Annotated in this window: 22 protein-coding genes; 14 read left to right on the plus strand and 8 right to left on the minus strand. The window is 72.5% G+C overall.

What is annotated here, in order from left to right; translation table 11 throughout:
- The 13 genes from ACGF3H_RS32020 to ACGF3H_RS32080 all read left to right on the plus strand — a co-directional run bounded on the left by ACGF3H_RS32020 (position 1) and on the right by ACGF3H_RS32080 (position 12,106).
- Positions 1–1,131 carry an FAD-dependent oxidoreductase gene (locus ACGF3H_RS32020; protein WP_362491447.1) on the plus strand — a complete coding sequence of 377 codons (1,131 nt, stop codon included), beginning with the start codon at positions 1–3 and terminating at the stop codon, positions 1,129–1,131.
- Between the two features lie 11 nt (positions 1,132–1,142).
- The gene (locus ACGF3H_RS32025; RefSeq protein ID WP_362491778.1) at positions 1,143–2,141 is read left to right on the plus strand and encodes an amidohydrolase family protein; all 999 of its coding nucleotides are present in this window, start codon (positions 1,143–1,145) and stop codon (positions 2,139–2,141) included.
- A 2-nt stretch (positions 2,142–2,143) separates the two neighbouring features.
- The gene (locus tag ACGF3H_RS32030) at positions 2,144–3,076 is read left to right on the plus strand and encodes a VOC family protein (RefSeq protein ID WP_362491444.1); all 933 of its coding nucleotides are present in this window, start codon (positions 2,144–2,146) and stop codon (positions 3,074–3,076) included.
- Between the two features lie 142 nt (positions 3,077–3,218).
- Entirely contained in the window at positions 3,219–4,280 is a 1,062-nt protein-coding gene (locus tag ACGF3H_RS32035; RefSeq protein WP_362491441.1) for an MBL fold metallo-hydrolase, read from the plus strand.
- A 23-nt stretch (positions 4,281–4,303) separates the two neighbouring features.
- A complete protein-coding gene (locus ACGF3H_RS32040; RefSeq protein ID WP_362491439.1) occupies positions 4,304–5,275 on the plus strand; it encodes a fumarylacetoacetate hydrolase family protein in 972 nt (323 codons plus the stop codon).
- Positions 5,272–6,024: an SDR family oxidoreductase gene (locus tag ACGF3H_RS32045; protein WP_362491436.1), complete on the plus strand. Its 753-nt coding sequence runs from the start codon at positions 5,272–5,274 to the stop codon at positions 6,022–6,024. The genes ACGF3H_RS32040 and ACGF3H_RS32045 overlap by 4 nt, the downstream gene beginning before the upstream one ends.
- Positions 6,021–6,800, plus strand: coding sequence for an SDR family NAD(P)-dependent oxidoreductase (locus tag ACGF3H_RS32050; protein ID WP_362491434.1), 780 nt, complete (start codon positions 6,021–6,023; stop codon positions 6,798–6,800). The genes ACGF3H_RS32045 and ACGF3H_RS32050 overlap by 4 nt, the downstream gene beginning before the upstream one ends.
- Positions 6,801–6,813: 13 nt before the next feature.
- On the plus strand, positions 6,814–7,569 hold the full coding sequence (locus tag ACGF3H_RS32055) for a CoA transferase subunit A (RefSeq protein ID WP_362491432.1): 756 nt from the start codon (positions 6,814–6,816) through the stop codon (positions 7,567–7,569).
- On the plus strand, positions 7,569–8,219 hold the full coding sequence (locus ACGF3H_RS32060; protein WP_362491430.1) for a CoA transferase subunit B: 651 nt from the start codon (positions 7,569–7,571) through the stop codon (positions 8,217–8,219). Before ACGF3H_RS32055 ends, ACGF3H_RS32060 begins: the two co-directional genes overlap by 1 nt.
- 163 nt (positions 8,220–8,382) lie before the next feature.
- Entirely contained in the window at positions 8,383–9,597 is a 1,215-nt protein-coding gene (locus tag ACGF3H_RS32065) for an FAD-dependent monooxygenase (protein ID WP_362491427.1), read from the plus strand.
- 23 nt (positions 9,598–9,620) lie between these two features.
- Positions 9,621–10,661 carry a cupin domain-containing protein gene (locus tag ACGF3H_RS32070; RefSeq protein ID WP_362491424.1) on the plus strand — a complete coding sequence of 347 codons (1,041 nt, stop codon included), beginning with the start codon at positions 9,621–9,623 and terminating at the stop codon, positions 10,659–10,661.
- A gap of 30 nt (positions 10,662–10,691) precedes the next feature.
- Entirely contained in the window at positions 10,692–11,558 is an 867-nt protein-coding gene (locus tag ACGF3H_RS32075) for a fumarylacetoacetate hydrolase family protein (RefSeq protein ID WP_362491421.1), read from the plus strand.
- Positions 11,559–11,656: 98 nt separating this feature from the next.
- Positions 11,657–12,106: a MarR family transcriptional regulator gene (locus ACGF3H_RS32080; RefSeq protein WP_362491418.1), complete on the plus strand. Its 450-nt coding sequence runs from the start codon at positions 11,657–11,659 to the stop codon at positions 12,104–12,106.
- A 149-nt stretch (positions 12,107–12,255) separates the two neighbouring features.
- Here the strand turns inward: ACGF3H_RS32080 and ACGF3H_RS32085 are convergent, their stop codons facing one another.
- Positions 12,256–13,230: a pirin family protein gene (locus tag ACGF3H_RS32085; RefSeq protein ID WP_362491416.1), complete on the minus strand. Its 975-nt coding sequence runs from the start codon at positions 13,228–13,230 to the stop codon at positions 12,256–12,258.
- A 113-nt stretch (positions 13,231–13,343) separates the two neighbouring features.
- Here ACGF3H_RS32085 and ACGF3H_RS32090 point away from each other — a divergent pair, with 113 nt between their 5' ends.
- Positions 13,344–13,808, plus strand: a complete 465-nt coding sequence (locus tag ACGF3H_RS32090) for a carboxymuconolactone decarboxylase family protein (protein WP_393816566.1) — start codon at positions 13,344–13,346, stop codon at positions 13,806–13,808.
- 170 nt (positions 13,809–13,978) lie between these two features.
- Here ACGF3H_RS32090 and ACGF3H_RS32095 read toward each other — a convergent pair whose 3' ends face one another.
- From ACGF3H_RS32095 to ACGF3H_RS32125, 7 genes are all read right to left on the minus strand, one after another.
- Positions 13,979–15,229 (minus strand): extracellular solute-binding protein, encoded by a 1,251-nt coding sequence (locus ACGF3H_RS32095; protein WP_362491410.1) that lies wholly within the window; start codon positions 15,227–15,229, stop codon positions 13,979–13,981.
- A 193-nt stretch (positions 15,230–15,422) separates the two neighbouring features.
- Positions 15,423–18,170 carry an AAA family ATPase gene (locus ACGF3H_RS32100; RefSeq protein WP_362491408.1) on the minus strand — a complete coding sequence of 916 codons (2,748 nt, stop codon included), beginning with the start codon at positions 18,168–18,170 and terminating at the stop codon, positions 15,423–15,425.
- 361 nt (positions 18,171–18,531) lie between these two features.
- Positions 18,532–19,506: a helix-turn-helix domain-containing protein gene (locus ACGF3H_RS32105; protein ID WP_362491407.1), complete on the minus strand. Its 975-nt coding sequence runs from the start codon at positions 19,504–19,506 to the stop codon at positions 18,532–18,534.
- A 122-nt stretch (positions 19,507–19,628) separates the two neighbouring features.
- Positions 19,629–20,642 carry a DUF2891 domain-containing protein gene (locus ACGF3H_RS32110; RefSeq protein ID WP_362491405.1) on the minus strand — a complete coding sequence of 338 codons (1,014 nt, stop codon included), beginning with the start codon at positions 20,640–20,642 and terminating at the stop codon, positions 19,629–19,631.
- Positions 20,642–21,292, minus strand: coding sequence for a pyroglutamyl-peptidase I (gene pcp / locus ACGF3H_RS32115; RefSeq protein ID WP_362491402.1), 651 nt, complete (start codon positions 21,290–21,292; stop codon positions 20,642–20,644). Before pcp ends, ACGF3H_RS32110 begins: the two co-directional genes overlap by 1 nt.
- Before the next feature lie 48 nt (positions 21,293–21,340).
- Positions 21,341–22,315, minus strand: coding sequence for a DUF979 domain-containing protein (locus ACGF3H_RS32120; RefSeq protein ID WP_362491400.1), 975 nt, complete (start codon positions 22,313–22,315; stop codon positions 21,341–21,343).
- Positions 22,312–23,031, minus strand: coding sequence for a DUF969 domain-containing protein (locus ACGF3H_RS32125; RefSeq protein WP_362491398.1), 720 nt, complete (start codon positions 23,029–23,031; stop codon positions 22,312–22,314). Before ACGF3H_RS32125 ends, ACGF3H_RS32120 begins: the two co-directional genes overlap by 4 nt.
- Positions 23,032–23,112: the final 81 nt, after the last annotated feature.

The raw sequence follows: 23,112 nt of genomic DNA on the forward strand, positions 1-23,112 counted from the left end.
ATGACCCAGCCCCGCACGGTCCTCGTCGTCGGTGGCGGCGCCGCCGGCAACGCCGTGACGATTCTGCTGCGCCGCGCCGGTGTCGCCGTGGATCTGATCGAGGCCAAGGACGACTGGAACGCCACCGCCGGCTCCGGCATCACCCTCCAGGGCAACGCCCTGCGCGTGCTGCGCGAACTCGGCGTCTGGGAGCAGGTGGAGGCGTCCGGGTTCGGCTTCGGATCGGTCGGCATCACCGCCCCCGACGGCACCGTCCTGCACGTCCAGGACGACCTGCGCACCGGCGGCGACGACCTGCCCGCCACCGTCGGCATGCAGCGCCCCCGGCTCCAGCGGATACTGATCGACGCCGTCCGGGCGAGCGGCGCCACCGTCCGCCTCGGCACCACCGCCGAGATCCTGGACCAGGACGCCGACGGTGTCTCCGTACGCCTCAGCGACGGCACCGAGCGCCGCTACGATCTCGTGGTGGCCGCCGACGGCCTCGGCTCCCGCACCCGCGCCGCGATCGGCATCACGGCGAAGCCCGAACCGACCGGCATGGCGATCTGGCGCGTCGCGGCCCCGCGCCCGGCGGGAGTCGTCCGCACCGACCTCGCCTACGGCGGCCCGGCCTACATCGCCGGCTACTGCCCGACCAGCGAGTCGACCCTGTACGCGTACGTCGTCGAGGCCAACCGGGACCGCGCCTCGATACCCGCCGGGTCGTACGCCGACGAGATGCGGCGCCTGGCCTCCGCCTACGGCGGCCACTGGCCGGAGATCACCGCGCACATCACCGATCCCGCGAAGGTCAACTACACCTGGTTCGACCGGATGCTGGTGGAGGGCTCCTGGCACCGCGGCCGGGTCGTCCTCGTCGGCGACGCGGCCCACTGCTGCCCGCCCACCCTCGCCCAGGGCGCCGCCCTGTCCCTTGAGGACGCCTGGGTGCTCGCGCAGATGCTGACCGCCACCGAGACCTGGGACGACGCGCTGTTCCAGGCGTACCACGAGCGGCGGATCGTCCGTGTGCGCCCGGTCATCGAGGCGTCCGTGCAGATCGGCCAGTGGCAGCTCGACGGGGTGCGCGACGCCGACGTGCCCGGGCTGATGGGCCGCACCATGACCATGCTCAGGGAGCTGCCGTGACGACGCCCGCCGTGACCGCACCGACCGTCGACGTGCACGCCCACGTCCTGCTGCCCGAGATCGACGCGCTCGTGGCGGGCCTGCCCGGGCACGCCGAGGCCAGGGAGCTGGACGCCCGGCGCAACGGCCCCGCTGCCCTCGCCGTCAGCGGCCCCATGGTCCGCGACCGCGTCCCCAGGCTGACCGACCCCGCCGTGCGCCTGGCCGCGATGAACGCGCAGGGCGTGGACGTGCAGCTGGTCAGCCCCTCTCCCTCGCACTACCACTACTGGGCGGACGAAGCGACGGCCGAGAAGGTGTACCGCCTGGCCAACGAGGCGACGGCCGCGCACTGTTCGGCCGCTCCGGACCGGCTGCGCGGGCTGGGTCTCGTGCCGCTCCAGCACCCGGGCGCGGCCGTGGACGCGCTCGACCACGCCCTCGCGCAGGGCCTGCTCGGCGTGGAGATCTCCAGCCACGCCCCGGGCCGGGAACTCTCCGACCCGGCCTACGAACCCTTCTGGGCCAGGGCCGAGGAGACGGGCGCGCTCGTCTTCCTGCACCCCTTCGGCTGCACCCTCGACGCACGCCTGGACCAGTGGTACCTGTCCAACACCGCCGGGCAGCCCACCGAGAACGCCGTCGCCCTCTCCCACCTGATCTTCTCCGGCGTCCTCGACCGCCACCCCGGCCTGAAGGTGATCGCCGCGCACGGCGGCGGCTACCTGCCCACGCACATCGGCCGTTCCGACCACGCCTGGTCGGCCCGTCCGGACGCGGGTGCCGGCTGCGCGCACCTGCCCAGCAGCTACCTCAAGCGGCTGTACTTCGACTCCCTCGTCCACGACCCGCACGTCCTGCGGGAACTGGTCCGGGTCGCCGGGGCCGACCGGGTGCTCCTCGGCTCCGACTTCCCCTTCGACATGGGCACCGAGGACCCCGTCGGCGCCCTGCGCGCCGCACGGCTCCCCCAGGCCGACTTCCACGCCGTACGAGGCGGCAACGCCGCCGCCCTCCTCCGGAAGGACTGACCATGCGCCTGCTCACCCACCTCAGGCACGTCGACCTCGCCGTGCCCGACTACGACAAGCAGCTCGACTTCTACTCCGGCGTCTGGGGCCTGACCAAGGTCGCCGAGGACTCCGGCATCTCCTTCCTCGCCGCCGAGGGCTCCCCCGAGCAGTACGTCGTCCGGCTGCGCAAGGCCGACGAGAAACGCCTCGACCTCGTCTCCTACGGCGCCGCGTCCGCCGCCGACGTCGACACCCTCGCCGAACGACTCCTCGCGGGCGGCGTCCAGCTGATCTCCCGGCCCGGCAAGGTCGACACCCCCGGCGGCGGCTACGGCTTCCGCTTCTTCGACGTCGACGGCCGCACCATCGAGGTCTCGGCCGACGTCGAGGTCAGGCAGCACCGCAAGATCGAGGAGAAGGAGTCCATCCCGGTCAAGCTCTCCCACGTCGTCCTCAACTCCCCCGACCTGAACCGCACCCGCGAGTGGTACGAACGCCACCTCGGCTTCGCCCTCTCCGACACGCTCAGCTCGCCGCACATGGGCGAGGTCATGCACTTCATGCGGATCAGCAACCAGCACCATTCCATGGCCATCGCGCAGGGCCCGCACACCGCCCTGCACCACGTCTCCTTCGAGATGCGCGGCATCGACGAGTACATGCGCGGCTCCGGACGCGTCATCCGCGCCGGGTACAAGAAGATCTGGGGGCCCGGCCGGCACATGGCCGGGGACAACACCTTCACCTACTTCCTCGACCCGCACGGCAACACCGTCGAATACACCACCGAGCTGGAGTGCCTGGACGAGGACACCTGGCACCCCCACGTCTACGACTTCTCCCAGCCCGAGGTCACCGACCAGTGGGGCACCGCCAACCCCATGAACGAGCTGGTCGCCAAGGAGTCGTTCAACGACCCCGACCGCGGCGTCTTCATCGCCCCGCCGGTCTAGGCCGCCCCGCCGACTCCGGAGACGCGGCAGTACGGCCCCTGCCCTGACGCGCACTGCCGCGTCCCCGGTACCGGACCACGCGCTCGCTCCCTCCCTCTCCCCCCACGGCTTCCGCATCAACGACGATCGAAGGAACCGCCGGATGCCCCACCGTACGAACTCGCTGTCCCGCCGCGGCCTGCTGGTGACAGGCGTGGCCACCACCGCGCTGGCGACCACCCCGCAGGCAGTCGCGGCACCGCATCGGAAGCCGCGTGCCGCGTCACATGCGCACGTGACGGTGCACCTGCTGGGCACGGCGGGAGGCCCCCCGCCGTACAGCGGACGCATGGGGATCGCCTCGGCTGTGACCATCGGAGGCGACACCTACCTGGTGGACTGCGGTCGCGGGGCGGTGACCCAGTACCTGCGGGCGGGGCTGTCCATGCCGTCGCTCAAGGGGATCTTCCTGACCCATCTGCACGCCGACCACCTCGTGGACTACTTCGACTTCCCCCTGCTGTGCGCCGGTGTCATGCCACCGCAGCCCGGGCTCGGCGGGACCGTGCAGGTATGGGGTCCCGGCCCGAGCGACACGGTCACGGCGGGCCCCGTCTCTCCCGAGCAGCCCGCGCCCGGTATCGCCGAGACCACCCGCCGCGCCAACGCGGCCTTCGCCGCCTCCACCAACGCCTTCGTCGCCGAGGGTTTCGGCATCGACCCCGTCTCCATGCTGGACGTGAACGAGTTGTCGGTACGGCCCGGCACGGTGGCGACGGTGCTGGAGACGTCGGAGCTGAAGGTGACGGCGACGAGGGTCCCGCACGGCAACATGTCCCCGTCCTACGCCTACCGGTTCGACACCAAGCACGGCTCCGTGGTCTTCTCCGGCGACACCCGTCGCAGCGACGACCTCATCGCCCTCGCCCGGGACTGCGACCTCCTGGTCCACGAGGTGGTCGATGCTGCCTGGTTCGAGGAGCAGGGTCTGCCCGCCACCGTGGTCGAGCACATGCGCCAGGTGCACACCGACATCGGCGAGATCGGCGCCATAGCAGCCGCCGGGCGTGCGCGGCAGGTGGTGCTCAGCCACCTGGCACCTGCCGATCCCACGCAGTTCACCGACCGCCAGTGGGCCGCCGCGGCCCGCGCCTCCGCCCGGGCGGCCGGCTACCGGGGCCGCATCACCGTGGGCCACGACCTCATGCGCATCCCTTTGACCTGATCGCACTCCGCTGGAGCCGCACCATGCGTTTCGCCGCTTACGAACACCAGAACCGCCGCCGGGTGGCCGTCGTGGAGGAGGATGGCACCCTCTTCCCCCTGCCCGGCGTCACCTCGCTCACTGCGCTGATCCAGGAGACCTGCGGGCTTCCCGGACTGCTCGCCGCCGGCGCGGCCGCCCTCGACGTACCCCCCGGCCCGCACGTCTCCCAGGTGCGGCTGCTCCCTCCGCTCCAGCCGGCGTCCGTACGCGACTTCGTCACCTTCGAGGAACACGTCGAAGGCGTCCGCCGTTCCGTCGACGGCGTGGCCGGCGTGCCCGAGCAGTGGTACGCGGCGCCCACCTTCTACTTCACCAACCCGCACGCGATCTACGGTCCCCACGACGACGTCCCGATGCCGCCCGGTTCGACCGTGCTGGACTTCGAGCTGGAGGTGGGCGCCGTCATCGGCCGCGAGGGCCGTGACCTCACCCCCGGGCAGGCCCGCGACCACATCGTCGGCTACACCGTGTTCAACGACTGGTCCGCCCGGGACCTCCAGTCGGCGGAGATGAAGGTCGGCCTCGGCCCCTGCAAGGGCAAGGACACCGCCACCACCCTCGGCCCGTACCTGGTCACCGCCGACGAACTGGAGCCGTACCGGGACGCCGACGGCTTCCTGCGCCTGGCCCTGACCGCGGAGATCAACGGCGAGAAGGTCGGCGAGGATCTCCTGTCCCACATGAGCTGGACCTTCGAGGAGATGACCGCCTACGCCTCCCGCGGCACCCGTGTCGTGCCGGGCGACGTGCTCGGCTCGGGCACCTGCGGCAACGGCGGCTGCCTGGCCGAACTGTGGGGCCGACGCGGCGAGCAGAACCCGCCGCCGCTGAAGCCGGGCGACACCGTCTGCCTCACCGTCGAGGGCATCGGCACCGTGACCAGCACCGTCGTGTCCGGTGCGACGCCCGTACCGCTGCCGGCCGGCCGGCGCCGTCGCCGGGAGCGGGCGTGAGCGACCTGCACCCCAAGAGGCTGCTCGGCAAAGTCGTGGTCGTCACGGGCGCGGCCCGGGGCCAGGGCGCCGCCGAGGCCGAGGCCCTCACCCGCGAGGGAGCTCGGGTCATCGCCACCGACGTGACCGAGGCGCCCGGCTGCCGACGCCTCGACGTCACCAGCGAGCACGAGTGGGCGAAACTCGCCGCCGAGCTGCGGGAGTCGTACGGGCAGGTGCACGGCCTGGTCAACAACGCCGGCATCACCTGGCGCGCCCGCGTCGGCGGCGTACGCCCCGAGGACATGGCCCGCGTCCACGCGGTCAACGTCACCGGCCCGCTCCTCGGCATCCAGCACCTCGCACCGCTCATGCCGCCCGGCTCCTCCATCATCAACGTCGGCTCCTCCGCGGCCCTCACCGCTCACTACCCGGTCGCCTACACGACCAGCAAGTGGGCCCTGCGCGGTCTGTCGAAGACCGCCGCCCTCGAACTCGGGCCGCGCGGCATCCGCGTCAACACGATCCACCCCGGCTACATCGAGACCGAGATGACCGCCTCCGCCGCGCCCGCCTTCCGCGAGGCCAACATCAGGGAGACGCCGCTCGGGCGTACCGGAGCCGTCGGCGAGGTGGCGCCCCTGGTCGTGTTCCTGCTGTCGGACGAGTCGTCGTTCATCACCGGCGCGGAGATCCCGGTGGACGGCGGGCTGACCGCGCACGGCGGCGTCAAATCCGTCTCCGACGCCCTGCGCGAGGGGACGCCGTGAAGCGGCTGGAAGGCAAGGTGGCGCTGATCTCCGGGACCGCGCGCGGCCAGGGCCGGGCCGCCGCGCTGCGGTTCGCCGCCGAGGGCGCACTCGTGGTCGGCGGCGACCTCCTGCACGAGGAGGCCGTCGAGACCCAGCTGCTCATCGCCCGCGAAGGCGGCACGGCCCTCACCCCCGGCCCGCTCGACGTCACCGACGAAGAGGCCGTCCGGGCCTGGGCCGAGGAGGCGGTGGACGCGTTCGGCGGCATCGACATCGTGTACGCCAACGCGGGCACCGTACGGTTCGGTGCGATCGACAGCCAGCCGTACGCGGACTTCGCCTTCACGGTGCGCACCGAGCTGGACTCGGTGTGGCTGACCGTACGGGCGGCCTGGCCGCACCTGATGCGCAGCCGAGGCTGCATCCTGACCGTCGGCTCGACCGCGGGACTGACCGGTTCCCTGACCAACCGCAGGACGGCGCATTCCGCGTCGAAAGGGGCGGTCATCGCGCTGACCCGGCAACTCGCCGCCGAGGGAGCACCGCATCGCATCCGCGTCAATTGTGTGAGCCCGGGGATGATCGACACCGAGGGCTCGCGCGGGAACCTGCTCGCCGACGCGCACCCGATGAACGGCATCTTCCGGCACATCCCGCTCGGGCGGGTGGGGCAGCCCGACGACGTCGTCAACGCGGCCGTCTTCCTGGCCTCCGACGAGGCCGCATACATCACCGGCGCCAACCTCGTCGTGGACGGCGGTTGGTCCACCGTCCTGCCCGGCGCCCCGAGCTGAAAGGCATCCGCACGTGAACAAGGTCCGCGCCGACGCCGCCGAGGCGGTCGCCGACATCCCCGACGGTGCCTCGCTCGCCGTCGGCGGCTTCGGCCTCTCCGGTGTCCCCGCCGCCCTCATCGACGCCCTGTACGCGCAGGGTGCGACCGGACTGGAGGTGGTGTCCAACAACTGCGGCACGGACGGCCGCGGTCTCGGCGTCCTGCTCGCCGCCGGCCGTATCGCCCGCGTCACCGGCTCCTACGTCGGCGAGAACAAGGAGTTCGCCCGCCAGTACCTCAGCGGCGAGCTGGAGGTGGAGCTGACCCCGCAGGGCACGCTCGCCGAGCGGCTGCGCGCGGGCGGCGCGGGCATCCCCGCCTTCTACACCCCGGCCGGAGTCGGCACCCAGGTGGCCCGGGGCGGCCTGCCGTGGCGGTACGCGGCCGACGGCACGGTCGACGTGGCGTCGCCGGCCAAGGAGACCCGTGACTTCGCCGGACGCCCGTACGTCCTGGAGCACGGCATCACCACCGACTTCGCCCTCGTCCGGGCCTGGCGCGGCGACCGGCACGGCAATCTCCGCTTCCGACGTGCCGCCGCGAACTTCAACCCCCTCGCCGCCATGGCCGGCCGCGTCACGGTCGCCGAGGTCGAGGAGCTCGTCGAACCCGGCGAGCTGGCCCCCGACGAGATCCACCTGCCCGGCGTCTACGTCCAGCGGGTCGTCGCGCTCACCGCCGAGCAGGCCGCCGACAAGCCCATCGAGAAGAGGACGGTAAGCAGCTGATGGCCTGGACCCGCGAGCAGATGGCCGCCCGCGCCACCGCCGAACTCACCGACGGCTCCTACGTCAACCTCGGCATCGGCCTGCCCACCCTGATCCCCGGCCACCTGCCGCCCGGCGTGCACGTCGTCCTGCACTCCGAGAACGGCATCCTCGGCACCGGTCCCTACCCGCGCGAGCACGAGGTCGACCCGGACCTGATCAACGCCGGCAAGGAGACGGTCACCGTGCTGCCGGGCGCCTCCTTCTTCGACTCCGCGCTCTCCTTCGGCATGATTCGCGGCGGTCACATCGACACCGCCGTCCTCGGTGCCATGCAGGTGTCTCAGAGCGGCGACCTGGCCAACTGGATGATCCCCGGCAAGATGGTCAAGGGCATGGGCGGGGCCATGGACCTGGTGCACGGCGCCCGCCGCGTCATCGTCCTGATGGAACACACCGCCAAGGACGGCAGCCCGAAGGTCCTCCGGGAGTGCACGCTGCCCCTCACCGGCGAGCGCTGCGTCCACCGCGTCATCACCGACCTCGGCGTCATGGACGTCACCGAGGACGGCCTCACCCTCGTCGAGACCGCCCCGGGCGTCACCGTGGAGGAGATCACCGCGCGCACCGGTGCTCCCCTGCAGGTGGACAGCGTCTCCGCCGCCTGCTGACGGCAAGGCCCTGCGGAACCTCACCAGCCACAGACCATTGACACGGAGGGGGCACCCTCCCAAGATAATCAGTACGCCAATGATTGATGTACTGATCATTACGGAGTCGGATTCGACCGCCTCCGCATTTCGGTGCCCTCCCGTGCTGACTCATGGAGGCCAGATGCCCGTCACCCCCTCTCCACTCCACATCGCCGTAGTCGGCGGCGGCATCGGCGGACTGGCCGCCGCGCTGGCGACCGCCCGTGCCGGTCACCGCGTGACGCTCGTGGAGCGAGCCGCCCGGTTCGGCGAGATCGGGGCCGGCCTGCAGCTCGCCCCGAACGCCTCCCTCGCCCTCGACGAACTCGGCGTGTTGCCGGCCGTCCGGCACACCGCGGTGGCACCGCCCCGGCTGGTGATGATGGACGCGCTCACCGGCGACGAGGTCACCGCCCTCGACCTGCGCGGCGCGGCCTACACCGAACGCTTCGCCCACCCCTACCTGGTCACCCACCGCACCGACCTGCACGCCGCGTTGCTGGCCGCCTGCCGGGAGCACCCCGGCGTCACACTACGCACCGGACACACCGTCGCCGAGGCCGAACAGGACGGCACCGGGGTGCGCCTGCACTTCGCGGAGGACCACACGATGCTGACCGCCGACGCGGTCGTCGCGGCGGACGGACTGCATTCCCGCCTGCGCCAGGCGCTGGTGGGCGACGGCGAACCGGTCTGCTCACGCTACGTCGCATTCCGCGGGGCCCTGCCCACCGAGAAGATGAGCGGCCGGATGTCCCAGCACGCCGCCTCGGAGGCGGTGATGGTCTGGGCCGGACCGCGCATGCACCTGGTGCAGTACCCCGTGCGTCGCGGTGAGCTGTACAACCAGGTCGCCGTCTTCGAGAGCGACCACTACACGCCGGACTCCGACGACTGGGGCACCGAGGCCGAGCTGGAGGAGCGCTTCGGCGGCGCCTGCGAGGCCGTGCGTGACGCCCTGCCCCTCGTCTCGCGCGACCGTCGCTGGCCGCTGTTCGACCGCGCCCCGATCGACACCTGGGTGCACGACCGGATCGCGCTCCTCGGAGACGCCGCCCACCCCATGCTCCAGTACCTCGCGCAGGGCGCGTGCCAGGCGCTGGAGGACGCCGTGGCACTCGGCCACGCTCTCGGCCAGTACGCGGACCCCGCGCAAGCCTTCACCGCGTACGCGGACCGGCGTCGCGAGCGAGCCGCCCGCATCCAGACCAACGCCCGCCGCTTCGGCGAGATCTGCCACCTGGAAGGCATGGGAGCCACCCTGCGCAACATGCTCCTCTCGTCGCGCGGCCCCGAGGCGTTCGACGACATCTCCTGGGTGTGGACCCCCACATCCGCCCCTGTTCCCGCCCTGTGACCCAGCCAGCGAAGGAGGACACCATGACGACCGACGAACTCGCGTACAAGGCCCTGGAGGGTCTGGGCGCCGCCCCGCTGTGGCGCTTCTACGGCAACCTGTTCCCCGCCCAGCCCAAGAGCCGGGCCGTCCCCCACCGCTGGAGCTGGCGCGAACTGCGCCCGCACCTCCTGCACTTCTCCCAGACCCTGTCCCTGGAGGAGGCCGAACGACGGGTCCTCATGCTCGTCAACCCCGGCCTCACCGACCCTCCGGCCACGGTCAACACCCTCTACGCGGGCCTGCAGATCATCCTGCCCGGCGAGACCGCTCAGGCGCACCGGCACACCTCCAACGCCTTCCGCTTCATCCTCGAGGGCGACGGTGCCTGGACCACGGTCAACGGCGAGCGGGTCTTCATGGCCCCCGGTGACCTCCTGCTCACCCCGGGCTGGCATTGGCACGACCACACCCACGAGGGCGACGCGCCGATGATCTGGCTCGACGCCCTCGACTACCCCCTGGTCAACGCGTTGGAAGCCGGCTTTTACGAGCAGTACCCGCAGCGTCTCCAGCCCGTGACCAAGCCGGACGACGCCGGCAGCCGCCAGTTCCTGCACGGCCGGCTCACCCCCGCCTGGCTCACCCAGGACGGACCCAACTCCCCCGTCACCCGCTACACCTGGCAGGAGACGGAGCGCGCCCTGGACGCCATCGCCGGCACGGCCGACGGCAGCGACGTCGACGGTGTCGTCCTGGAGTACACCAACCCCTGGACCGGCGGTCCGGTCATGCCCACCATCGGCTGCCGCGTCCAGCGGCTGCGCCCCGGCTTCGAGGGAGCCGGCCGCCGCCACACGGCCTCGACCGTCTTCAACGTCGTCCGCGGCGAGGGCGCCACGATCGTCGACGGCGAACGACTGGAGTGGTCCGAGCACGACACCTTCGCCGTCCCCGGCTGGGCCTCCTACCGTCACGTCAACACCTCGCCCTCTGCGGACGCCGTCCTGTTCTCCTACAGCGACGAGCCGGTCATGCGCTCCCTCGGCCTCTACCGCACCGAAGACGCCGACCCCGGCGCCTGATCCGCACCCGACACCCACAAGGAGGCCATCATGCGTCTGGCCCTGTTCAACAAGGGACGCCTCGGACTCGTCGACAGCGACGACCTCGTCGACGTGACCGACCAGGTTGCCGCAGCCGACACCGCCGGCCCCGTCGGCGCGCTCCAGCGCTACATCGAGACGACCAGCGACGGGGAGACCTTTCAGTTCGACCTCGCCGGCCGGCCTCGGTTCCCGCTGGCCGAAGCGGCCCTGGAGGCGCCCCTCCCCCGTCCGGGGAAGATCGTCGGCGCGCCGGTCAACTACCTCGACCACAAGGCCGAGATGGAGTACACCACCTCGGTCGCGGACCTCGGCGTCTTCCTCAAGGCGAACTCCTCCGTCATCGGCCCGGGCGAGGACATCCTCCTCCCCTACTCCGACAAGCGCACCGACCAGGAAGGCGAGCTGGGCGTCGTCATCGGCCGCACCGCCTCGCACGTGAGCGCGGACGACGCCCTGGACCACGTCTTCGGCTACACCTGCGTCCTGGACATCACCGTCCGTTCCGGCGAGGACCGCTCCACCCGCAAGTCCTTCGACACCTTCACCCCTCTCGGCCCGTGGATCGTGACCGCGGACGAGATCCCGGACCCGGACACCCTCGACCTGCGCTGCGACGTCGGCGGCACCACCCGGCAGCGCACCAACACCGCGGACCTCATCTTCGGCGTCCGTGAGCTGATCGCCTACACCTCCTCCGTCATGACCCTCCACCCGGGTGACGTGATCGCCACTGGCACCCCGGCCGGAGTGGGACCTCTCACCCACGGTGACCGCGTGGTCCTCGACATCGAGAAGGTCGGTCGTCTGGAGGTCGGCGTCGACGGCTCCCGTGGCACCCCCTACGACCAGCGCCCCGGCCGCCGCGGCCACTGATCCCGCTGTCGCCGCCAGGTGGTGCCGGCACTCGTAGACTCCCCACACCGGCCGTCTCCCCGGCCGGCACCACCCCGGCGACAGACGGACGGAACACTGTGGCGCACGCACTCGAACTGCACAACTACGTCGGGCACCTGATCCGGCGCGCGGAACAGGTGCACACCTCTCTGTGGTACCGGCACGTGTCCCGGGAGATCACCTCCCAGCAGTTCGCCGTCCTCAACGCCCTCAGCCGCCACCCGGGCATCGACCAGCGCACCCTTGCCCGCTTCACCTCACTGGACCGCTCGACGGTCAACCACATCGTCCGTCGACTGACCGACCAGCACTACGTCAGTCAGGTGCGCGACGAGGAGGACCGCCGACGGACCCTGCTGAGCCTCACCGACGAGGGCTCCGCACTGCTCGACTCCCTGATCGGCCCGGCCGAGGACATCAACGAGCAGCTCCTCGACGCGCTGCCCGGTGACGAGCGGGAGCTGGCCGTCGCCATCCTCCGCAAGATCGCGTCATTGGACGACGAGTCACTCCGCGGTGGCCCGTGAGTCCGGTTCCGTTCGGCTCCACCGCGGTCGACAACGGAGTGCTGCCATGGACAAGTGTCACCGTCACCCCACCGCATCGCGTGCCGTCCGGTGACCGCCCGCCTTCAGCAGGCCCTGCACAACGGGCCCGGGACCCTCGTTTCCGCAGGTCAGCGTAGCCTTCCTCGCGGCTTCAAGGGCGCATTCGGCAGCTCCGGCGCGGGCAGGGGCGCCCCGTCGTAGCCGTGTACCTCGCCGAAACGGGAGCCCTTCATCCAGTCCTCGCGAGCCTGTACGATCTCGTCATGTGACCGTCCGATGAAGTTCCACCACATGACGATCTCCTCGTCGAACGGAGTCCCGCCGAGCAGCACCGTGCGCGCCGGCTCGTCGGACTCGTTGCGGACCGTCAGAGTGCCGGCGCCGGGACTCACGTAGCCCAGTTCCGCCGGGCGCAGCGGCGTGCCGGCCAGACGGACGTCGCGGTCCACGAGCAGCCCGTGTTCGAAGCGGGGATCCACGGACAGGGTGAGGGAGGCGTGCGGCGCGAGGGTGATCTCGGCGCCGAGCAGGGGCGTGAACGTCGGCACGGGCGAGACCGCGCCGGCCAGTCGGCCCAGGAACACCCTGATCTCGGCACCGTCGGTCCGCACGGGCTCCGGTGCGTGGTGCCGGAAGTCGCGTGCGGTGTGCCGGTGTTCGTCCGGCAGGGCCACCCACAGCTGCACGCCGTGCAGGACCGTGGTCCGCGGGGTGGACACCTCCGAGTGACTGATGCCGTGTCCGCCGGTCATCAGGTTCAGCTCGCCGGGCCGCACCAGGGCGTGGCTGCCGAGGCTGTCCCGGTGCTCGATCTCACCGCTGAACAGCCAGCTCACCGTCTGCAGCCCCGTGTGCGGATGCGGGGCGACGTCCATGCCCCCGGTGACGGTGACGTCGTCGGGGCCGTAGTGGTCGACGAAGCACCAGGCGCCGATCAGGGTCCGGGTGCGTTGCGGCAGGGTCCGCCGGACGGTCATGGCGCGCGGACCGCCCAGCGGCACGTCGCGCGGCGTGAGCACCTCGACCCGTACCGCGCCCGGCCGCTCGTCACCGTCCACCGCTCCGCAGCGGACTTCCTGGGGGCTTGTCTCGACATTGCTCATGGGAAGCACCTCTCGTCGTCATGATACTTTCACATTCAACTATCTGCCACTCTCGCCCATGCCGTCCCCACCGGCTGCGTCCCAAGGAGCCCAGGTTGAGCAGCACCCTGCCGATGTCCGAGGACCGACGGATCTTCATCGACAAGCAGAGCCCGGAGCCGTACCAGGCCCTGGTACGCACCTCGGAGGCGGTCCGCGCGGCGGCCGCCGCAGCGGGCTTCGACCGGGCCCTGATGGAACTGGTCAACCTGCGCGTCTCCCAGCTCAACGGCTGCGCGTACTGCCTGGACGTCCACACCCGGGCCGCCCTCCGCGCGGGCGAGACCACGCAGCGCCTCGGGGTGCTCGCCGCCTGGCGGGACACCGAGCTGTTCACCCCGGTGGAACGCGCGGCCCTCGCGCTGGCCGAGGCGACGACCCGGCCGGCCGACAACGCCGCGCGCGACGCCGCCACGACGGCCGCACGCGAGGTGCTGACCGACGACCAGATCTCGGCGGTGATCTGGGTGGCGGTCACCATCAACGCCTTCAACCGGGTCTCCGTCATGAGCAGGCACCCGGTACGGCCGGAGCGGTGATCGCCCGCCGGCACCGGCGGAAACCGACGTCCGGCCGCGAGGCTAGGGCCCGGCGGGACCGGGCGTGTGCCTCCGAGCGCACGGCATCCGTTCCCTGAGCGCACGGCCGGTGAGAACGGCGTGCCTGGCATCTGCCGGGCGGGCGGCCGGCGGGAGTCCGGCGGGGAGCGTCAGGAACCTGTGGCGGTCCGCTGCGCCCGGCTCAGCGCCTCCCGCGGTGTCTGCTCCCCCGTCAGCGCGGACTGGATCGCCGTGTAGATCCCGGTCGCCGCGTCGGGCCACTCGACGCCGAGCCTGCTGGTCCGGGAGCGGGCTCGCCCGACGCTCTCGACGAAGGCCGACATGGAGGGGACCCGGTCGGCGTACCGGGCGGCCACCGCGGGGCGCGAGGGCACGGTGTACCGCTGCTCGGCCTGGTCGAGCATGGTCCGTGAGTCGTTCAGGCAGGCGAGCACCCGCGCGGCCTTCTCCTGCCGGGCGGTGGACGCGCTCTCCGGAACGGTCCACACCTCGCCGCCGATCGGTGTGACGGGGGACGCGCCCGCCGTCGGGACGGGGACCGGCGCCATCCCCCAGTCGAGGTTGCCGGCCTCGTTCATGGCGGGGATCCGCCAGGGCCCGTTGATCATCATGGCCGTCCGGCCGGCGACGAACTGGTCGTGGAGATCGGCCTGGTTCCAGTTCAGCACCGACTTCGACATGGAACCGCTCTCGACCAGGTCCGCCCACAGCCGCAGTGCCCCTTCGGCCTGCGGGGAGTCCAGCCGCCGTTCGTCCCCGCCGTTGGACCACAGGAAGGGCAGGAACTGCCAGGCGGCCTCGAAGGTGGCGTTCGCGTCGACCGCCATGCCGTACCGGCCCGGGCGGGTCAGTTCGGCCGCCGCCGCCTTCAGCTCGTCCCAGGTCCTGGGCACGGCCACGCCGGCCTCGGACAGGGCGTCCCTGTCGTAGAAGAGGACGACCGTGCTGACGGTCGGCGCCAGACCGTACACCGTGCCGTCGTAGGTGCCCGCCGACAGGATCGCCTCGCCGAAGCCGTCGAAGTCGATGCCGTACCGGTCCAGCGGCGTCAGCGCCCCGGTCTGCGCGATCTGCTGCAGGTCGGCGTTGTCCAGCATCAGCAGGTCGGGCAGGGTCCTCGACGACGCCCGGCGCAGGACCGTGGGAACGAGCGACGGCCCGGGAACACTGGTGTGCTCGACCTTCACCCCGGCGGCCTTCCCGCAGGCGTCGAGCCATCCGCTCCACTGCGCGTGCTCGGTGTCGTCGGTGTAGTAGTCGAGCGCGGTGATGGAGGTGACCTCGTCACCGACGGCCGCCGTACCGGGCGTGGGGCCGCACGCGGTGGCGGCCAGCAGCAGGCCGACGGTCCCGAAGAGGCCGGCGGTCCGCCGTGCCGCCGGTCCGACAGGTGAGGTCATGGTGCTCGCTCCCGCGTGACGCGCATGTCCGGATGGCCGGCCCCGAGGGGTGACAGGTGCTTTCGGGGCCTCCGTGACGACCCGGCCAGCGTAGACACCGGGAGAGATGCCCCGGCGACCGCCCCGTGAACAACGGGCGCGCTCCCCTCCATCGGGCCGGGCGGGCATCGCGTGAACGTACCAGGCGTGCCGCTCAGTCCTCGCGCAAGGCCATGACGACGTGGGCGAGCTGGACCCGTGAGTTGACCGAGAGCTTGCGGAAGGCGGAGGTCAGATGCGTGTTGATGGTGTGCGGGGAGACGACGAGCCGGTCGGCGGCCGACCGGTTGGTGTGCCCCTCGGCGATGAGGCGGGCGACCTTCTTCTCCGAGGCGGTGAGCGCCTCCCATCCCTGGACGGGTCGCTGCCTGATCACGGTCCGGTGGCCGCCCGCGTCCGCGGCACCCGGGTCCCGCACCGCCTGTGCCGCCGCCGCGTCCGCGCCCGACGCGGTGAAGAGGGCCCGGGCCTCCTCCAGGGGCGCGGCGGCGCGCGCGTTCGCGCCCGTGGCCCGCAGCGCCCGTCCGAGGTCGGCGAGGGCCGCGGCCCGGACCAGCGGGCGCGGGCAGGTCCCGAGCAGCGTCACGGCGTGTGCCAGCAGGGCGGGATCGTTCCTGAGCAGCCCGGTCGCCTGCGCCGCGACGCCCGTCGCGGTGGGCACGGCTGGGTTGCGCGCGGCGTGTTCCCGGGCCTGTGCGGCCAGGTCCTCGGCGAGTGCGCGGTCCGCGGCGCGCAGGGCGATGCGCACCGCGGTGTCGACCCAGGTGCGCAGCAGGCGCCAGCGCATGAAGGGGCCGCTCTCCTGCACCTGCCGGATGCTGTCGACGGCCGACGCGGTGTCGCCGTCGGCCTCCGCGACGACCGCTTCCAGGAACCGGACGGCCGCCGTGTTGCCCGGGTTCGGTTTGGCGGCCAGGCCCTCCCGCGCGGCGGCCAGGTGTGCCCGCGCCGCTTCCCCGTCGCCGCGCAGCAGCGCGATCCGGGAGCGGATCACCCGGGAGTTCACGTGCTGGACGGGGGTCCGTACGTCCTCCTCCAGGCGTTCCATCGTCACCAGGTCCGCCTCGGCGTCGTCGAGGCGGCCGAGCCCCAGGTGCTGCTGTCCCTGGGCCCACAGCAGCATCGCCTGACGCGGCGATCCCGCGTCGTCCGCCGCCCGCAGCAGCAGCCGCTCGGCGGACGCGAAGTCGTCCAGGTGCTGGTGGGCGACGATCTCCTCGGGCAGGAAGGCCGGATCGACGGCGCTGAGGGCGGTGAAGTGCTTCAGCGCCACGGCGTTCTCCCCGGCGTTCAGGGCGATCTCCCCGAGCCCGGACAGGGCCAGGACGTGCGCCTCGCGGTCACCGGTCTCGACGGCGTCGCGCAGTGCGCCCTCACCCGCCTCGCGCGCGGCGGCCAGGTCGGCTCCCCGGGACAGCGCGAGCGCGCGCAGGGCGGCCAGCCTCGCGCCCACCTCCGGAGCGGCGCCGGTGACGGCGAGCGCGGTTTCCGTCCGGCGGCGCAGTTCGTCGGCGAGGTCCATGTTCCACAGGGTCGCGCCGAGCGCGGCCTGCAGCCGGCCGAACTCCTCGGGGGAGGGCCGGAGAGCCAGCAGCCGGTCACCGGTCGCGAGGGCCTCCCGGTTCCGGCCCGCCCGTGTCTGGCAGACGATCGCCCGCTCCCCCACGGCGAAGCCCGACGGCCCGGCGGGCGGCACGAGTTCCAGGGCCCGGGTCATCAGGTCGGCCGCGAGGCCGGGCGTGACCGGCAGCACCTCCTCGGCGGCCCGCCGCAGCAGCGCGACGGCCTCCTCGTCGCCGGGCAGTGCTCCCTTGAGGATGTGCGGGACCGTGTCGATCGGCCGGTGCCCGGCGGCGGCCAGGTGCCTGGCGGCCTCGCGGTGCAGTGCCTTGCGGGCCGACGGCGGGATGTCGACGTAGACCGCCTGCCGCAGCAGATCGTGCCGGAACAGCAGTTGGTCGCCGTCGTCGTCCAGGAGTCCGGCGCGCACCGCCTCCTCGAGTGCCGCGACCAGCTCGGTGGGTGTCCGGCCGCACAGGGCGGCGGCCTGGGTGAAGCCGAACCCGCGGCCCAGTACCGCTCCCATCTGGAGGAAGCGCAGGGTGCCGGGGCTCAGGGACCTGAGCCGGCCGCGCACGCCCATGACGAGCCCCGGGTGCACCGGGGCGCCCTCGGCACCGGCGGCCCTCACTCCCGCGAGCATCTCGACGGCCAGGAACGGGTTGCCGCCGGCTCCGTTGAGCAGGCCGCGTATCCGCTCGTCGACGGACGTGCCCAGCGTGTCGCCGGCCAGCTGGCGGATGGCCTCGCCGGTCAGTGGCGCCAACGGCACAGTGACCGTTGGGAGTTCGCCCGTGGCGGCGGCCACGATCTCGTCGGCCGGGCCGGCCGGTTCCAGTCGCGTGGTCAGCAGCCAGAGCACCGGTGACGTGCGCAGGCGTGCGGGGAGCTGGGTCAGGGCGAACCGGCTCAGCGGATCGGCCCACTGCACGTCGTCCAGGGCGATCAGCACCGGGTTGCGGCCCGCTTCGGCCTCGATCGCCTCGGCGAGCCGCTCCAGCAGCCAGATGCGCTGGTCGTGGTGGCGGGCGAGATCCGTGAGGGCGTCCCCGGACAACAGCGGCCGGTCGCCGTGCAGGACACAGGACGCCAGCGACGACAGCGGCACGATGTGGTGCAGTTCGTCGGCCTTGCCCGGGCCGACCCGGAATCCGGCCGCCCTGCTCCCGGCGACGGCCTCGGCGAGCAGTGTGCTCTTGCCGATGCCCGGCTCCCCCTTGACGAGGGCGAGCGCGCCGCTGCCGGTGCGGGTCACCGAGGCGATCACCGCCCGCAGCTCGGACAGTTCCTTCTCCCGGCCGCGCAGACCGCTGCGGGACAGGGACCTCCCCGGCCTCGCCACGCACGTCCCTCCCTGTGTCCCGCCCGCCGGTGACTCCGCGACGGCGTCGGCCGCCGGTGCGTCAGGGCGGTTCCGGCGGGCACGGACGACGTGCCGGGCGTCCACCATGGTACTGACCTGGGCGGACACGGCGGGAACGGCCTTCTTCGGCCCAGGACTCCGCGCCTCCCGCCGCCTCGCCCCGGGCCCTCTCGACCCAGGCCTTCTCGCCTCGGGCCGCCTCACCCCGGGCCTGCTCGCTTCAGGCCGCCTCACCCCGGGTCTGCCGGCCTCGGGCCGCCTCACCCCGGGCCTGCCAGCCTCAGGCCGCCTCACCCCGGGCCTGCCAGCCTCAGGCCGCCTCACCCCGGGCCTGCCAGCCTCAGGCCGCCTCGTCCCGGGTCTGCCGGCCTGAGGCCGCCGCCGTGGCACGTGGCATCGCCCGCTCGCCACGTGCCAGGGCGGCGGGCGTGCGGGGCTTCGGCAGCGCGGAGTCGCGCCACTCGCCGGGGGACAGCCCGTAGGCGGCCCGGAACACCCGGCTGAAGTGGGTGGCGTTGGTGAATCCCCACCGGCGGGCCACGGCGGCGACGGTCCGGTCCGCCGCGTCCCGGCGGGCCAGCTCGCGCCGGCACTCCTCCAGCCGGCGACGCCGGATCCACCTCCCGACGGTGGTGCCCTCGGCCTGGAAGAGCCGGTGCAGGTACCGCACGGAGATCTGGTGGGCGGCGGCGACGGCCTCCGGCGTCAGTCCGGGGTCGGCGAGATGCCGGTCGATGTGGGCCTGGATGCGCGCCAGCCACGCCTGGGCCGCGGTCGGCGCGTCGGCCGCCTCCCCCGCCGTTCGCGCCTCGATCAGGACGGCCAGCAGGTCGACGGTGCTGCGGGCCAGCGCCTCGCCCGTGCCCGGCGGGCAGGCCGCCGCCGTGTCCGCGAGCCGGGCGAGCAGGGGCGGCAGCAGCGAACCGAGCAGCGTGTCCGGACCGATGGCCGTCGCCGTGAGGCGTTGCAGGCCGGGCTCCCGCGGGCCCACGAGCCGTCGCGGCAGGACGAGGGCCGTCGCCCGGGACGGCTGGTGGAACGTGATCCGGCTCGGGCGCACGGAATCGCAGAGGACGATCCCGCCCGGAGGCAGCCGGATCTCACGGCCGTCCTGCTCGACGTCGGCGGCGCCGCCGTCGAGCAGCATGACGATCAGGTACTCGTCGTCCCCCTGGGCGATCGTCCGTGCGGTCCACGGCGCCGGCGAGGGGTCGCCGTCCACCGTGACGACCCTCAGACGGCCCAGCCGGGCTGTGGTGCGAACGGTGCCCGACGGCCGCCCGGGCGGTTCCGTCGGGGATGGTTCCGCCAGCATGTGCTCCGCCCTCTTCGATCAGTGTGTCCGGGGCACACCGTGTCAAGGGCTGCGGTCGGAGCACATCGCGTGAATCCGTTGGATTTCGCGCGGTGCCGGCGGCCGCTCGGGCGGGGCGGGTGTCAGTGGCGGGTGACGGGGTCCAGGGCCAGTGTCGCGAAGGTCGCCAGCCAGTGGTCGGTGGTGAAGTCGCCGCGCTCAACCGCCGGCAGGCCCGCCGTGAGGTGTGCCTCGGCTGCCGCGGCCAGACGACTGCGGACCGGTCCGTCGGGCAGGGCGTCCGCGAGGGAGCGCAGCGCGGCCGCCCTGCTCAGGGTCAGGCCGAGCAGGTGGCCGATCTGCGGGTCGGCGTGGTCGGAGACGACCGGGACGTCCAGCAGCGGGCAGGGCGCACCGGAGCCGAGCGCGGGGAGGAAGCCGTCGAGCCACGGGGCGAACTCGTCCTCCGGGAGCACCCTGCGTACCGCGTCGGCCTCGCTCAGGGCCGGGGACAGGAAGTCCTGGCCCGAGGGTTCCCAGTGCGCGGGCGCGTCGTGGTCGTCGGCGAACCAGGACCGCAGACGTTCCCGTACGGCCCGGTCGGTCGTGGGCGACAGCTCTCCCGAGTCGAGGGCGAGCCCCAGGGCGAAGGCGCTGTTGGGGTGGTTGCCGTGGCGTACGGGGTACGTGGCCTTCGGCAGCCAGTCGGCCAGCAGCCGGTCGACGGCGGTGACGGCGGGCGTCAGGGCCCGGGTCCAGCGGGCGCCCTCCGGGCCCTGGTGGGCGCGGCACTCGGCGGCGAGCGCGAGCAGCCAGGCCCAGCCGTAGGGCCGCTCGAAGGAGGGGTGGTCGCGGAGGTAGGCGGCCTCGGTGGCGAGGTTGTCGGCGGTGAGGTGCCGGTCGAGCACGTCGACGGCCGGCCCGGTGTCCGGCAGTGCGGGTGTGCCGCCGTGGCGGCGCAGCAGGCGGACGAGCAGCCAGTGCATGTGCACCGAGGAGTGCCAGTCGTAGGCGCCGTAGAAGGCCGGGTGCAGGGTCCGGGGCTCGACGCGCTCGTCGGCGGAGAGGGTCAGGTGGGCCGGGAAGTTGGGGTACTCGCGGGTGATGTTGGCGAGGGCGAGCCGCGCGAAGGGGGCGGCGTGGGTGCTGAGCGGCATCAGTGGGTGGCTCCCTCGGTGACCTTCAGGTCGTGGTCGGCCGGCGTGCGGGCGGCGGTGGCCAGCAGGGCGCGCAGGCCGTGGGCGACGGTGGCGGGCGGCAGGGACGGCGCCTGGCCGTCGGGGACCTGTTCCGGCGCCCAGGGGACGTGTACGAAGCCGCCGCGGACGTGCGGGAACTGCGTGGCGATGAGGTGGCCGAGGCCGTAGGCGACGTGGTTGCACACGAAGGTTCCGGCGGTGTTGGACACGGCGGCGGGGACTCCGGCCTGGCGCATGGCGGCGACGCAGGCCTTGACGGGGAGGGTGGAGAAGTAGGCGGCGGGGCCGTCCGGGACGACCGGTTCGTCGATGGGCTGCCGGCCCGCGTTGTCGGGGATGCGCGCGTCGTCCATGTTGATGCCGACGCGTTCGACGGTCACGCCGGGGCGACCGCCCGCCTGCCCCAGGCAGAGCACCAGGTCGGGTGCGGTCGCGCGGACGGCGTCGCGCAGGGCGTCGAGGGACTCTCCGAAGACGCAGGGCAGCTCGGCGGCGGTGACCGAGAGTCCGGCGGGCGGTTCGGCGGCCACCAGGGACGCCGCCTGCCAGGACGGGTTCACGCGCTCGCCGCCGAACGGGGCGAAGCCGGTGATGAGGACGCGGGTCACGGCACTTCCTTACGGTGGCGGGGCGGGCGGCACGGTGGCACGGACGGCTCAGAAGGCGAAGACGGCCATGATCACGGTGCAGCAGACGAGGAGCGCGAGCCCCGTGGGCAGCTGCGCCTTGATCGGCCCGTACTGGTCCTTCAGTTCGAGCAGGGTCGCCGGGACGATGTTGAAGTTGGCGGCCATCGGCGTGCAGAGCGTGCCGGCGAAGCCGGCCAGCATGCCGATCGCGAGGACGGCGGGTTCGTTGCCGTGCATCTGCTGGATGAGCACCGGCCAGCCGATCGCCGCGGTCATCACCGGGAAGGCGGCGAAGGCGTTGCCCATGATGACGGTGAACAGGAACATGCCGACGCAGTACGCGATCACCGCGAGGTACTTGGAGTCGTCGGGCAGGACCTTGTCGACGAGGTCACCGACCTGGTCGCCGACTCCCGCGGCGGCGAAGATCGAACCGAGTACGGCCAGCAGCTGGGGCAGCAGCAGGGCGGAGCCCATGGCCTCCAGCATGGAGCGGCCGGAGTGGACCGGGACCGAGATCTTCTTCTCGCCGGTGACGATCATGCCGACGACCAGCGCGGCGATGCAGCCGAGGCCCAGTCCGAGGAGCGTGGCCTTGCCCGTTTCGAAGAGGCCGGACTCGTCCAGCACCGAGGCGCAGACGATGGCGACGAGCGGGATCGTCAGGGCAGGGATGAAGATCTTGCTGCCGAGCCGGGCCGCGGAGGCCTCGCGCTGTTCGCCGGTGGTGGTGACCGGGACGCCCTTGCCGAGGAAGTTGAAGCCGGCGAGCACGATCAGGGCGAGGACCGCGACGCCGAGCGGTTCGGCGGGCAGGGTCCAGCCGCCGTTGTCCGCGGTGGCGTTGGCGACGCCGGTGCCGTAAGGGAAGGTGAGACCGAGCAGGCCCCAGAAGGCGGCGGACGTCCACCGCTTGGGGTTGCTGCGGTCGGTGGCCATCTGCACGGCCATGACGACGAAGACGAGGCCTATCAGCCAGTACAGCCATTCGACCTTGATCACTTCTCGGCTCCCTCGGGCAGCGGCAGGTCGTGCTCGGCGGCGGCGAGCGCCATCTCGCGCTCCAGCTGCCGGTCCATGAGCAGCAGGCGCGCGCCGTGGATGAGGAAGGCGCAGACGGCGAGCGGGATCGCCCAGAGGGCCAGCTGGGTCGGTTCGATGTCCTGGTGGTACGTGGAGTTCACGAAGCCGGTGATCAGCAGGATGGAGCCGATCGCGATGAAGCAGTCCTCGCCGAAGAAGACGCCCACGGTGTCGGCCGAGGCCGAGTAGGAGCGGACCTTCTCCCGCAGGCGGTCGGGCAGCTTCGCCCCTGTGGAGCGCTCGGCGGCGGCCTCGGCCATGGGCGCCACGAGGGGCCGCACGGTCTGGGCCGGGCCGCCGATGCTGTTCAGGCCGAAGGCCGCGGTGACCTGCCGGACCAGCAGGTAGACGGTGAGGAAGCGGCCGGCGCTGAGCTTGCCCAGGCGACCGATGAGGTTGCGGGCCTGCTCGCGCAGGCCGTAGCGCTCCAGCAGGCCGATCACCGGGAGCACGATGGCGTAGACGGTGACCGAGCGGCTGTCGGCGAAGGACCGGCCGAAGGCCGCGAGGACCTCGAGCGGGTCCATCTTGCCGAGCAGTCCGGTGACGATACCGGCGACACCCACCACGAGGACGGGATTGCGGCGCGTGACGAATCCGAGGATCACCACGACCACACCGAGAAGAACGATCATTCGGTGGCCTTCTTCAGGCGTTGGGGGCAGGGCACGGACCCGGGAGTCTCGGAGTCGGCGCTTCGGCGGTCCTCGGACCAT

The organism is Streptomyces sp. NPDC048185, from assembly GCF_043202495.1.
In the GTDB taxonomy this organism is placed as follows: domain Bacteria; phylum Actinomycetota; class Actinomycetes; order Streptomycetales; family Streptomycetaceae; genus Streptomyces.